Annotated in this window: 12 protein-coding genes and 1 tRNA gene; 2 read left to right on the top strand and 11 right to left on the bottom strand. The window is 65.2% G+C overall.

All coding sequences use genetic code 11. The annotated features are described in order from the left end of the window. Positions 1-22 precede the first annotated feature (22 nt). From rplL to ACYQML_RS13860, 4 genes are all read right to left on the bottom strand, one after another. A complete protein-coding gene (rplL, locus tag ACYQML_RS13875) occupies positions 23-394 on the bottom strand; it encodes a 50S ribosomal protein L7/L12 (RefSeq protein ID WP_018044238.1) in 372 nt (123 codons plus the stop codon). 57 nt (positions 395-451) lie between these two features. Further along, the gene (gene rplJ / locus ACYQML_RS13870; protein WP_461233125.1) at positions 452-982 is read right to left on the bottom strand and encodes a 50S ribosomal protein L10; all 531 of its coding nucleotides are present in this window, start codon (positions 980-982) and stop codon (positions 452-454) included. A gap of 559 nt (positions 983-1,541) precedes the next feature. After that, positions 1,542-3,170, bottom strand: a complete 1,629-nt coding sequence (locus tag ACYQML_RS13865; protein WP_056429685.1) for a B12-binding domain-containing radical SAM protein — start codon at positions 3,168-3,170, stop codon at positions 1,542-1,544. A gap of 206 nt (positions 3,171-3,376) precedes the next feature. Continuing rightward, entirely contained in the window at positions 3,377-4,711 is a 1,335-nt protein-coding gene (locus ACYQML_RS13860; protein WP_461233124.1) for an aminotransferase-like domain-containing protein, read from the bottom strand. Between the two features lie 740 nt (positions 4,712-5,451). Between ACYQML_RS13860 and ACYQML_RS13855 the strand changes: the two genes are divergently transcribed. Both ACYQML_RS13855 and ACYQML_RS13850 read left to right on the top strand, forming a co-directional pair. Further along, positions 5,452-6,408 carry a sulfurtransferase gene (locus ACYQML_RS13855; RefSeq protein ID WP_461233123.1) on the top strand — a complete coding sequence of 319 codons (957 nt, stop codon included), beginning with the start codon at positions 5,452-5,454 and terminating at the stop codon, positions 6,406-6,408. 56 nt (positions 6,409-6,464) lie between these two features. Beyond that, on the top strand, positions 6,465-7,628 hold the full coding sequence (locus tag ACYQML_RS13850; RefSeq protein WP_461233122.1) for a YeeE/YedE thiosulfate transporter family protein: 1,164 nt from the start codon (positions 6,465-6,467) through the stop codon (positions 7,626-7,628). A gap of 62 nt (positions 7,629-7,690) precedes the next feature. Here ACYQML_RS13850 and rplA read toward each other — a convergent pair whose 3' ends face one another. The 7 genes from rplA to tuf form a co-directional block, all read right to left on the bottom strand. Continuing rightward, complete coding sequence (rplA, locus tag ACYQML_RS13845) at positions 7,691-8,389, bottom strand: 50S ribosomal protein L1 (protein ID WP_056429676.1); 699 nt, start codon at positions 8,387-8,389, stop codon at positions 7,691-7,693. A 13-nt stretch (positions 8,390-8,402) separates the two neighbouring features. Continuing rightward, entirely contained in the window at positions 8,403-8,852 is a 450-nt protein-coding gene (gene rplK, locus ACYQML_RS13840; RefSeq protein ID WP_018044245.1) for a 50S ribosomal protein L11, read from the bottom strand. A 198-nt stretch (positions 8,853-9,050) separates the two neighbouring features. Further along, complete coding sequence (gene nusG / locus ACYQML_RS13835) at positions 9,051-9,584, bottom strand: transcription termination/antitermination protein NusG (RefSeq protein WP_056429674.1); 534 nt, start codon at positions 9,582-9,584, stop codon at positions 9,051-9,053. 67 nt (positions 9,585-9,651) lie between these two features. Further along, positions 9,652-9,954 carry a preprotein translocase subunit SecE gene (gene secE / locus ACYQML_RS13830; RefSeq protein ID WP_056429694.1) on the bottom strand — a complete coding sequence of 101 codons (303 nt, stop codon included), beginning with the start codon at positions 9,952-9,954 and terminating at the stop codon, positions 9,652-9,654. A 227-nt stretch (positions 9,955-10,181) separates the two neighbouring features. Next, positions 10,182-10,258 (bottom strand) — tRNA-Trp (locus ACYQML_RS13825). A gap of 76 nt (positions 10,259-10,334) precedes the next feature. Next, a complete protein-coding gene (locus tag ACYQML_RS13820; protein WP_461233121.1) occupies positions 10,335-11,279 on the bottom strand; it encodes a DUF1444 family protein in 945 nt (314 codons plus the stop codon). Between the two features lie 116 nt (positions 11,280-11,395). Beyond that, on the bottom strand, positions 11,396-12,586 hold the full coding sequence (tuf, locus tag ACYQML_RS13815) for an elongation factor Tu (RefSeq protein ID WP_207412100.1): 1,191 nt from the start codon (positions 12,584-12,586) through the stop codon (positions 11,396-11,398). Positions 12,587-12,731: the final 145 nt, after the last annotated feature.

Here is a 12,731-nt window from a genome sequence, read left to right as displayed (position 1 = left end):
CCTGATTTGGCCCATCGGCAACTTACTTGAGCTCGACCTTGGCGCCGGCCTTCTCGAGCTGGGCCTTGAGCTTCTCGGCCTCTTCCTTGTTGACGGACTCCTTGACAGCCTTCGGAGCGCCCTCGACGAGGTCCTTGGCTTCCTTGAGGCCGAGGCCGGTGATCGCGCGGACCTCCTTGATGACCTCGATCTTTTTGTCGCCAGCGGCGGTCAGGAGAACCGTGAACTCGGTCTGCTCCTCGACGACGGCGGCCGGGCCGGCGGCCGGGCCGGCAACGGCGACGGCAGCGGCGGCGGAGACGCCCCACTTCTCTTCGAGGAGCTTGGCGAGGTCGGCGGCTTCGAGAACGGTCAGCGAGGACAGGTCGTCGACGAGCTTGGCAAGATCAGCCATGGTGATGTTCCTTTAGATGTCGGTTTGAACGGGTGATGAGGGAAGGGCGATGCGGCCTCAGGCCGCTTCGTCCTGAGCCGCGTCCTTGGTGGCATAGGCTCCGAACACGCGAGCCAGCTTGGCAGCCGGTGCGCTGACGACCTGGGCGATCTTGGTCGCGGGAGCCTGGATGAGGCCCACGATCTTGCCGCGCAGTTCGTCGAGGGACGGGAGCGACGCAAGCGCCTTCACACCGTCCGGGTTCAGAGCTGTCGTTCCCATGGCGCCGCCGAGGATTACGAGCTTGTCGTTACCCTTGGCGAAGTCCACCGCAACCTTCGCAGCCGCGACCGGATCGCTCGAATAAGCGAGCAGGGTCGGGCCCTTCAGGAGGGGCTTGATGGAGGCGACGTCCGTGCCATCGAGAGCGATGTTGGCGATGCGGTTCTTGGTGACCTTCACGGTGGCACCGGACTGCTTCATCTGCGCGCGCAGCTTCTGCATCTCGGCGACCGTGAGGCCCTTGTAGTGGGCCACGACGACGACGGACGTGTTCGCAAACACGCCGTTGAGCGTCGAGACGAGATCAGCTTTGGCTGTCCTGTCCACTGGGGCTCTCTCCGGTTGGCGGGTCCCCCTCGAGGAGGGTCCGCCGGTTGCACATGCCGCCCGGAACGGAACTCGGCTCAGCGAGAAGCCGGAACGTCCTGGACGACGCTTCACGGCCCTGTCCCCTGACATCCTCCGGAACGGTGGACGGCACGGGCGAGATGGTTCAAACCGATACCTGCCTGCGCCGCGAATCGCGGTGCCGATAGGGTGTTGAATTCGGTCTTCCCCGTCTGTGCAGGCTGGGGAATTAAGCCGGTTGCCCGGCGCCTGCAGTCTCGGACAGGACATGGCCGGACGAGGCTTGAAGGAGCTGCTCGCCCCTTAAAGCCTTCCGGCCATTATCGCCTGGTTGCCCAGGCGAATTCGCATGTCGGATATCGACCGATTGGTCGAATCCTTTCAAAGTGTGAAATACGTGGAGCGGGGTCTATAGGCCCTAGCAAGCGCCCTGCCAAGTGCCCAAGGTGAAGAAATCCGCTTCGCATGTACGATTTTGGTTGACGGGATTTTCTCCCGCCTGTTCGGCGGGAGCATCTTCGGGCGCGTACGGAAGTCCCTATGTCGGCAGGAACTTACGCGCGGCCTGCCACCAGGGCGTCCGGGCATTCTCCAGCTTCTGCTCGGCCTTGGCCGCGTAGAAGGAGGCGTTGTGTTCGCCGCGCAGGGCTTCGCGGGTGAAGCGGATCAGGTGGTGGGCGACGAAGCCCATGTTGAAGACCGCCTCGATCTGCCCGCGCTTCAAGGCATGGCCGGCCGCGCGCCAGAACACGCCCCGGTAATCCGACAGGATGCCCACGCGCAGGGCGATGTTGAAACCGAGCACGAGACCGCGACGGAGATTGGTCCGCGTGAGCTTGCCCCTGGTCGGCGTCTTGATCCGGTGCGGATAGGTCCGCTCCACCTGATATCGGAAGCGCGCGAACAGGTTCTCCGGCTCGTAGGCATGGGCGATGGCCCGGCGCCAGCTCGCCACCACATCGTCGTGCGGACGCTTGAACAGGACGTTGGATTCCAGCGCCGCGTCATGGGTGAGACGTCCCTCGCGGGTCAGCCGGTCCCAGAGCGGCGTCTTCGGCAGGGCCTGCAGCAGATTCATCGTCAGCACCGGCACCGCCGACTTGTCTACGAAGTCGATGAGCTTCTGTTCCGAGCCGTCCGTTTCGGTGTCGAGGCCGAGGATGATGCCCGATGTCACTTCGAGGCCGAAGCTGTTCAGCGTCTCGATGGCCTCGTACATCGGCACGGCGGCGTTGTGCTTCTTGTCGATGCCCGCCAGCGCGTCCTCTTCCGGCGTCTCGATGCCGACGAAGACGGTCATGAAGTTCGCCTGACGCATCAGCTCGAGGATGTCGGGCTGCTTGGCCATGTTCAGGGTCGCCTCGCAGGCGAACTGAAGCGGGTAATGGTTCTTTTTCTGCCACTCCACGAGGTGGGGCAGCATGTCCTTCGTCGCCTTGCGGTTGCCGATGAAATTGTCATCGACGAAGTACACGACGGCCGGATGGCCCGGCTGGGAGATGATCGCATCGAGCTCGCCGAGCATCTGCTCCGGCGTCTTCAGGCGGGGCTGCCGGCCGTAGAGCTGCGGGATATCGCAGAACTCGCAGCGATAGGGGCAGCCGGACGAGAATTGCAGGGAACCGATGAGGTAGCGCTTGAGGGGAGCGGCCTCGTAGGCAGGCGCCGGGAAATCGGAGAGCGGCAGACGCTCCTTGGTTTCGAGGCGAACCTGGCTCGCCGGAATGGACACGTCGCGGTCGAGGATCGACACGAGTTCGTCGGTAGCGTCGCCGATCTCGCCGATATGGAGATAGTCGAATTCCGGATATTGCTCGGGCGATCCGGAGACCGAAGGGCCGCCAAGCGCCGTCACCTTACCGGCCGCATGCGCCCGAGCGTAGATGTCCCGGATCTGGGGTGCCTGGATGTGCATGCCCGATACGAACACCGCATCGGCCCAGGCAAAATCGTCCGGCCCGGCCCGTTTGATGTTCTCGTCGATGAACCGGTACTCCCATTCCTCCGGCATGTAAGCCGCGATGAGGAGCAGGCCCTGAGGCGGCATGAACGCCTTTACCCCGCCCATTAACGGGTAGGCGTGGGCGAAAGTCCCGAAGGACGGCGTGTATGCGGGAAAGACGCACAGGATGCGTCGTTTCGAGGTGACGGAGAGGGTGCATCGCATGGCGGCATACCTAGCACAGACAGGTGCGAAGGCGTCACCCTCGCATGTTGATTTCTTTGCCCTTTCCAGGGCGGGTTTTGATCGTGCCCAAGCCGGAGCCGTGACGTTCGCGCGCGTTTGACGCAGCCTCGAACGGGTCGCGCCGATTCAAGCGTGCGGTGCGACTGCCCGGCATCGGCCGGTAGGCTTCGAATGGCTCCGAGAGCCTACTCCACCACGGCCTCGTCACCATCAAGGACGAGGCGCCGCAATGTCCGTAGAGCGCTGTCCAGACGCGCGAAAGGTGGCGAGCCGAGGGCGAGGCGCACCCCATTCTCCGGCGTCGAGGTCCCGACGGCGAAGGCGCTGGCGGGGGATACCGCGACACCGTTGCGCGCCGCGGCAGCCGCATAGCGTTCGGCGCTCCAATGGGAGGGCAACGAGAGCCAGAGGTGGAAGGCTCTCGGGTCACCCCGCACGTCGAGGCCCGCCAATGCTTCCCTGGCGGCATGCTGGCGCGCGGTCGCGTCCGCCCGCTTGGCGGTCTCGATCCGCCTCGCGGTTCCGTCGTCGATGAGGTGGAGTGCCATCGCCAGGGGAAGGCCGCTCGCCGTCCAGGCTCCGGTGCGGATCGCGGCGCCGAGCCGCTGCACCAAACCGGAGGGCGCCGCGACGAAGCCCAGGCTCAGGCCGGGAGCCAGCCGTTTCGACAGGCTGTCGATGAGGATCACGCGGTCCGGTGCCAGGGCCGCCAAGGGTTCCTCGTCACACAGGAAGCCGTAGACGGAATCCTCGATACAGACGAGGTCGTGCCGGTGGAGGGCCGACGCCACGGCGCGCCGCCGTTCCGCGCTCATGGTCTGGCCGAGGGGGCTTTGCAGGACGGGCTGCAGATAGAGGGCCCGCAGGGGCTTCTCCCCATGCGCTCGCTCGATGGCATCCGGGGTCACCCCCTCCGCATCCATCGGTAGGGCGACGAGCTCGATGCCGAGGCGGTGCGCGAGGCCTTTGACGACGGGATAGGTCATGGCCTCCACCCCGATCCGGTCGCCGGGTTGAGCCAGCGCCGCCATGGCCGCAGCGATGCCCTGACGTCCCGTCCCGGTGAAGAGGACGGTTTCGGGATCGGCCGACCACCCTCCCCGCGCGAAGAAACCGGCCGCCTTGGCCCGCGCCGGCCCGGCCGCGCCCGGCCTAACGGGTGGGAACGTGGCCTGAATCCGAGCCGGATCGAGAAGAGGCTTGAGACTGGCGGCGAGATCCGCCGCTTGATGGGGCAGGATGGAGAAGACGTGTTCGAGATTGACGAGGCCGCCTTCCGCCTCTCGTTCGCCTGCCGCGTCCGGCTCCGAGTTGCGGATGAACGTACCGCGGCCGACTTCTCCGGTGACGAGCCCGCGCCGCGTGAGCTCGGCATAGACTCGACTGGCGGTAGAGACGGCGATCCCACGCTCGTATGCGAATTGCCGTTGCGTCGGCATCCGGCTTCCCGGGGCCATGCGTCCCTGCGCGATATCCGCAGCGATCCCGTCCGAAATCATCCGGTAGTCGGCCAAGCTCATATTGCTCCGAGTGCAATGTATTGATTGATTCGATTCAAATTCGGATCAATGACGGGTTGCGAGCGAATGGAGCCCCATCGAAATGCCGAACCGCGATACTCTAGGGCCGATCCTGAGGCCCGATCGGAAGGTCGCTTTCCTTCCTAGCCTAAGGACCTCTTCTGACCAAGCACAGAGGAAACTTTCACCTGGGCCCCTCGGGATCCTATCAATCTGGCTCAGGCGCTTCACCGGGAGGCGTACAATTCGAGAATTGACCTCGGAGCAAATTAGAGAGCTCGATCTCGATCCCGTGGCTTTGCGCCTGGAAGCCGCGAAACCGTTCTGGCGTGCATGAACCTGAAGACAGCGTCGGAATCCGAGAGCGGGCTCGTGCCGACGGGCCGCAAAGCCCTTGGGCTACCGAGCGAGGAATCTTCCACGCTCAGGTCTCCGGCGCTGCGGGGTATCTCGGACTCGGTTCCGGGTAGCCGCGACGTCATCGGATTCATCGCCTTTCACGGACGGTTCAATGGCGAGGATATTTCCTGTCTTTTTAGGCTCGCATTGGAACCTATATTCCAACATCACTCAAATATTTGAAAAACCATTGTATTGATTCCGCTGTCGATCGGAAACACCATCATATTGTCAAGTTTCGGGGCATGGCTCGTGGTCGACGATACGACCCGGGCGGCACGGTCGACGGCCGAGCACAGCCCACCGCGACGCGACGACCTTATCCTCGCCGGAGCGCGCCCGTGTCCTTCAGAACCCTTCTTGCCGCTCGTATCGCGCTGGCCGCCTTGGCGTTGCCGACGATCGGGCATGTGGCGGCGCATGCCGCCGAACAGAAACAGGCCCAAACCAGCCCCCTCGTATCCACCGAGTGGCTCGAGGCCAACCTAAGCTCGCCGAAGCTGCGGATCGTCGAGGTCAGCGTGGAGCCGGGCGTGTACGAGCGCGGCCACATACCCAATGCGCAGAACGTTCTCTGGCACACGGATCTCGTGGAGACGGTGAGCCGCGACATCGCGGGACCGGACAAGTTCGCCGCTCTGATCCGCCGTCTCGGCATCGACCGCGACACCACGGTGATCCTTTACGGCGACAACAACAATTGGTTCGCCGCCTGGGGGGCTTGGGTGTTCGCGCAGTACGGTCTCGTCGACAACGTGAAGCTGCTCGATGGTGGCCGTAAGAAATGGGAGGCCGAGAAACGGCAGCTCAATACCCGCAGCCCCGACGTGGCCGCCTCGGCCTTCCCCGTCACGCCGGTCTCGACGGGCCAGCGCGCCCGTCTCGCGGACGTGCTCGCCGTGGCGCGCAAGGAGCGGGACGAGACGATCCTCGATATCCGCTCGCCGGATGAGTTCTCGGGTAAGCTCATCGCGCCGGCGGGCGTACAGGAACTCGCGATCCGGGCAGGGCACATCCCCGGTTCGGTGAACGTGCCCTGGGCCAAGGCCGTGAACCCGGACGGCACCCTGAAATCCGTGCCGGAGCTGAAGAAGCTCTACGCCGATGTGGGGATCGATGGGTCCAAGCCGGTCATCACCTCCTGCCGCATCGGCGAGCGCTCGAGCCATTCCTGGTTCGTGCTCAGCCGCGTCCTCGGCTACCCCGTGCGGAATTACGACGGGTCTTGGACGGAATACGGAAACGCCGTCGGCGTGCCGGTGGTGAACCTTGCCGGGACGGTGTGGTCGGGCAAGTGACGGCGTCGCCGAAATCCGAACCTCCAGCGCCCGGTCCTTCGACCGGGCGTTCCCCCGTGCCGTTGCGGGTCGCGTCGGCGGCCCTGATCGGCGTGAGTATCCTGGCCGCCGCCTTGAATCTCTCCGGCGATCCCGGCAGCAGCCGGCTCGCGCTCTCGCTGACATTCGGAGCCCTGTTCGGCTTCGTGCTCCAGCGCTCGCGCTTCTGCTTCTTCTGCCTGTGGCGCGATCTGATCGACCGGCGAGACCCGCGCGGGGCCCTCGGCATCCTCGCGGCGCTCGCCGCCGGCACGGTCGGCTATGCTGTCGTGCTGGGGGCATGGCTGCCCGATCCGAGTGGGGTGCGGTTGCCGCCCGACGCCCATATCGGTCCCGTCGGGCCGATCCTCGCCCTTGCCGGTGCCGCTTTCGGAGCGGGCATGGCGATCTCGGGCTCCTGCATCGGCGCTCATCTCTACCGCCTCGGCGAGGGATCACCCACGGCACCGTTCGCCCTGGTCGGAACAGCCCTGGGCTTCGTCCTCGGCTTCCTCACCTGGAACACGCTCTATCTCGCAAGTGTCTCGGAAGCGCCCGTCATCTGGCTGCCCCGGCATCTCGGCTATGCCGGCAGCCTCGTCCTCACTCTCTCGGTCCTGGCGGCTCTGGCGATGCCCCTTCTGCGGTGGCTGCCGCCTGCCGATGCGCTGCCATCGAGGCGCGTCGCGCCGCTGCGTGCCGTCTTCGTCGAGCGTTGGGCGACCTGGCTCGGCGGACTCGCTGTCGGCGCTCTCGGAACCTTGGCGTATCTCAGGGTCGGCCCCCTCGGCGTCACCGCCGAGATTGGCGGACGGGCGAGGCAGGCCGCTGCCGGGCTCGATCTCCTGCCCGCGCGCCTCGAAGGGCTCGACGGGTTTCGTGGCTGCGCCACCGCCATCCGCGATGCAATCCTGACGCCGAACGGGGTATTCATCGCGGGGCTCGTCGCGGCGTCCCTGGCCGCCGCTCTGGCGGCGGGGGAGTTCCGCCCCGCCCTGCCGACGCGGGGCCAGGCCGTGCGCGGTCTCGTCGGCGGCCTTCTCCTCGGCTGGGGCGCCATGACCGGTCTCGGCTGCAGCGTCGGAACGTTGCTATCGGGAATCATGGCCGGAGCCGCATCCGGATGGGTCTTCGGCGCGGCGATGTTCGCCGGCCGCACCGCGACGCTCCTCGCTGGCCGGCGCTTGAAGCTTCTCGCTTAGACAAAAGAAAACGCCCGGCCATGACAGCCGGGCGTTTCCTGTTTTCGTGAGGTGACTACCGATCAGGCGGTCAGCACGGTCGACGGCTCGACCTTCACACCGGGGCCCATCGACGACGTGACGGCGATGCGCTGGATGTAGGTGCCCTTGGCGCCGGCCGGCTTGGCCTTGGCCACCGCGTCGGCGAACGCCTTGATGTTCTCGACGAGCTTGGTCTCGTCGAAGGAGACCTTGCCGATGCCGGCATGGACGATGCCAGCCTTCTCGACGCGGAACTCCACCGAGCCACCCTTGGCGCCGGCGACCGCGGACTTCACGTCCATGGTGACGGTGCCGACCTTCGGGTTCGGCATCAGGCCGCGCGGGCCGAGCACCTTGCCGAGACGACCGACGAGCGGCATCAGGTCCGGGGTCGCGATGCAGCGGTCGAACTCGATCTTGCCGCTCTGGACGATCTCGAGCAGATCCTCTGCGCCGACGATGTCGGCACCGGCGGCCTTGGCCTCGTCGGCCTTGGCGCCGCGGGCGAACACCGCCACCCGCACGGTACGGCCGGAGCCGTTCGGCAGGTTGCAGACGCCGCGGACCATCTGGTCGGCGTGGCGCGGGTCGACGCCGAGGTTCATCGAGATCTCAACGGTCTCGTCGAACTTGGCGCTGGCCTTCTGCTTCACCAGGGCGATCGCCTCGGCGATCGGGTAGAGCTTGAGCGCGTCGATGCCCTCTCGGGCTGCGCGGATGCGCTTGCCTTCATGTGCCATTGTGCCCTCCCCCTTAAGCGACGACGTCGAGGCCCATGGCCCGCGCGGAGCCACGGATCATGGCGACGGCGGCGTCAACCGAGTCGCAGTTCAGGTCGGGCATCTTCTTCTCGGCGATCTCGCGAAGCTGAGCTTCGGTGACCTTGCCCACCGTCGGGCCCTTGCCCGGAGTCTTGGAGCCGGAAGCCGGCTTCTTGCCGATCTTCAGACCGGCGGCCTTCTTCAGGAAGAAGGTGACCGGCGGCTGCTTCATCTCGAAGGTGAAGGAGCGGTCCTGATACGCCGTGATGACGACCGGGATCGGCGTGCCCTTCTCGATCTGAGAGGTCTTCGCGTTGAAGGCCTTGCAGAATTCCATGATGTTGAGGCCGCGCTGACCGAGCGCGGGACCGATGGGCGGCGACGGGTTCGCGGCGCCGGCCGGAACCTGAAGCTTCACGTAGCCCGTGATCTTCTTTGCCATAGGGACTGCTCCCAAATGTAGCCCGTCGCCCGGCTGCCTCGAGCACGGACGATACGAGCGGTTGCAGGTCGCGGTGCGATCCGTGGATCCCGGCGGCAAACCGGGCGGACCTCCCGCGGGTTATGACGAACGCGAATCGCGGACGACGAGGAGGCTTTGCCTACCTTCGCCATCCGCCTTTCGCGATTCGCCTGACGATCAGACCTTCTCGACCTGAGCGTATTCGAGTTCCACCGGAGTGGCGCGACCGAAGATCGACACGGCGACCTTGAGGCGCGAACGGCTCTCGTCTATTTCCTCGACGGTGCCGTTGAAGGACGCGAAGGGACCATCGGAGACGCGGACGGTCTCGCCGATCTCAAAGGAGATCGAGGGCTTGGGACGATCGACGCCCTCGGCGACCTGCCCCTTAATCCGCTCCGCCTCGGAATCGGGAATCGGGACCGGCTTCGACTTGTCGGCGCCGAGGAAGCCCGTGACCTTCGGGGTGTTCTTGATGAGGTGGTAGACTTCGTCGGTGAGGTCGCATTTCACCAGGACGTAGCCCGGGAAAAACTTGCGCTCGGCATCGACCTTGCGGCCGCGGCGAACCTCGACGACCTTCTCGGTCGGAACCATGACCTCGTCGAACAGCTCCATCAGCCCGCGCTGCGCCGCCTGATCCTTGATGGACTGCGCGACCTTGTTCTCGAAATTCGAGTAGGCGTGGACGATGTACCAGCGTTTCGACACGGTTCTCACCAAATCCTGACGTCGGCCTGCCCGGTCGCGACGACGCGCCCAGGAAGACTCAGTTGTTCTAGGCGCCGACCCCGAGGATCAGGGTCACGATGTAGCGCAGTGCCTGGTCCACGACCGTGAAGAAGATGCTCGCCGCCACCACCATGATGAACACCATGATCGTCGTCACGGTGGTCTCCTTGCGGCTCGGCCACGTGACCTTGCGGCCCTCGTCGCGCACCTGGGACAGGAACTCGGCCGGGCCGACGCGCTTGGGCGCGGGCCGCACGGGCGGAGTGCCCCGAGGCGGCGTCGGCGTGGCGGCGCCGCGCTGCGGAGTGCGCGCCAGATCCGCCTTCTTCGTTGCTTCGTTCGATGCCATTGATGCCAACAACAGGGAAAATCGGCCCTGACCGGAAAGCGGACCGGTGCGGAGGCTCTGGTCGAAGCCCGCACCGAACACATTTACCGATCTCGGAATGCGAACGCTCTAGCGCAAGTCCCGGGTCTTGTCGACCGTCGCGGACATGTCGACAGAAAGCTGGAGGCACGCTCCGGTTCGACATTCCCGACGGGAGGCCGATCCGGCATTGCGCTTAGGGAAAACACTGGCAGGAGTGGAGGGACTCGAACCCGCAACCTCCGGTTTTGGAGACCGGCGCTCTGACCAGTTGAGCTACACTCCTACGCGGGACGCTCAATGCCCGATCATCTTCCTGGATGCAAGGGATTCCGGAGAGAGGAATGTGAAATTCAAAGGTTCTATCGGCCGTGTTCGGCAAGCTCGCGTCCGTTCAGATGACGGATCCCATCCTTCGAGTAGGAGAAGAGTTCGTTGCTTCGGGCGTATGGACCTTTGCGCATATACATCGTCACGATTGCCGCGAGCCGGTCTTTCCCCTCGCTGTTGGATGACCATGCGATGAGGACGTCCCGCGTGGGAACTGCAGCCACGATGGCCTGCGTTCCGAGCCCTTCCTGAATCTGGTCCATCACCATGGGGAGGAGCAGCCTGGCCGCCGCGTAGCCGCTGCTCTCGGCCAAAGTCGCGAAATGACCGGATTGTCCAGTCGCCGAAATGTGGACCTGTACACCGCCCGAGGCGAGTTCGAGATTTCGCTTGGCGATCCGCTCGACCGTTTGCTGATCGACATCCCATCCTTCGAAGATCGAATGGGTCACCAACTGATAGCGCTCGTTCTCATCGAGGGCGTAGGCAATGAGGAGCCGCTCCGAGAAGCGGCGGCAGGTCAGGGTCGGCACCTGCTCGCGATACTCGATGGAAACGAGCTGGATGCGCAGGCGGGCTGAAGCCTTGGCGAAGGTCTCCGCGGGAGCGGGTGTCGCGGGAAGAGGCTTCGCGGTGGCAAGCGGATGGAGGTAGTCGACGATGACGGCTCGGCGTTCTGCGCCCGTCCGGTCGGCGATCTTTTGGCGAATGTTGCCGAGGAAGAGGGTGAAGCGGCCGAAGACGACCTGTTCTGGATCATTGTCGTCCACGGTGACGGCCACAGCGGGATAGTCACGCCGTAAGACAGCGAGGACTTCCTCCCGGAACGCCAGAAACGTCGCGCGATTCTGCGACGGGATCGTTTTGGCGGGAACGCTCTGGGCGCGCGCGGGCGCGGTCAGGATCGACAAGGCTTCGGCGATGACGGCGCGTCGCGATGTCATGGCGTCGAAAAGTGCGGCAGGTGTCGAACTCATGAGACGGCCTCGCGGCATGCAACCCATGGTTCGGAAACGACGATGCCGGCGACCCGTCAAGACAGGCCGCCAGCATCGGTATGTACAATCAGCGGTAGAGGCCGGGCGTACCGAACTTAATCGTTGATGGCTGCGACGACGCCTGCGCCGACGGTGCGTCCGCCTTCACGGATGGCGAAGCGGAGCTTCTCTTCCATGGCGACGGGGACGATGAGGGTGACGTCCATGGTGACGCTGTCACCGGGCATCACCATCTCGGTGCCCTCGGGCAGTTCGCAGACACCGGTCACGTCGGTGGTGCGGAAGTAGAACTGGGGCCGGTAGTTGGTGAAGAACGGGGTGTGGCGACCGCCCTCCTCCTTGGTGAGGATGTAGGCCTCGGCCTTGAACTTGGTGTGGGGCTTGACCGAGCCCGGCTTGCACACGACCTGGCCGCGCTCGACGTCCTCGCGCTTGGTGCCGCGCAGGAGCACGCCGACATTGTCGCCGGCCTGGCCCTGGTCGAGCAGCTTGCGGAACATCTCGACGCCCGTGACCGTGGTGGTCTGGGTGTCGCGGATGCCGACGATCTCCACGGTCTCGCCGACCTTGACGATGCCGCGCTCGACGCGACCCGTCACCACGGTGCCGCGGCCCGAGATCGAGAACACGTCCTCGATCGGCATCAGGAACGGCTTGTCGATCGGACGCTCCGGCTGCGGGATGTAGGCATCCACGCTCGCCATCAGGGCCAGCACGGCGTCATGGCCGACGGCCTTGTCGCCGTTGTCGAGCGCGACCTTGGCCGAGCCCTTGGTGATCGGGATGTCGTCGCCGGGGAAGTCGTACTTGGAGAGGAGCTCGCGCACCTCCATCTCGACGAGCTCGAGGAGCTCCTCGTCGTCGACGAGGTCGACCTTGTTGAGGAACACCACCAGCGCCGGCACGCCGACCTGACGGGCGAGCAGGATGTGCTCGCGGGTCTGGGGCATCGGGCCGTCGGCGGCCGACACGACCAGGATCGCGCCGTCCATCTGCGCCGCACCCGTGATCATGTTCTTCACGTAATCGGCGTGGCCGGGGCAATCGACGTGGGCGTAGTGACGGTTGGCCGTCTCGTACTCGACGTGAGCCGTCGAGATCGTGATGCCGCGCGCCTTCTCCTCGGGGGCCTTGTCGATCTGGTCGTAGGCCGTGAACGTCGCGCCACCCGACTCCGCCAGGACCTTCGTGATCGCAGCCGTCAGCGACGTCTTGCCGTGGTCGACGTGACCAATCGTGCCAATGTTGCAGTGCGGCTTGGTGCGGGCAAATTTCTCTTTGGCCATCGTCACATTCCTAAGACAAAGTCACATGAGCGGTCGCCCAGGGCGGCGCTCGAGGTGTCGAGCCGGGCGAAAGACGCCGCCCGGATAGAGGCTTGGCGTCAGATGATCAAGGGATGATGACTGTGGAGGCCGAATCGAGCCTGCG

It is taken from the genome of Methylobacterium sp. CM6244, from assembly GCF_054817885.1.
The sequence above is the reverse complement of the archived record's forward strand: the minus strand, read 5'-3'. Positions and strand labels throughout refer to the sequence as shown.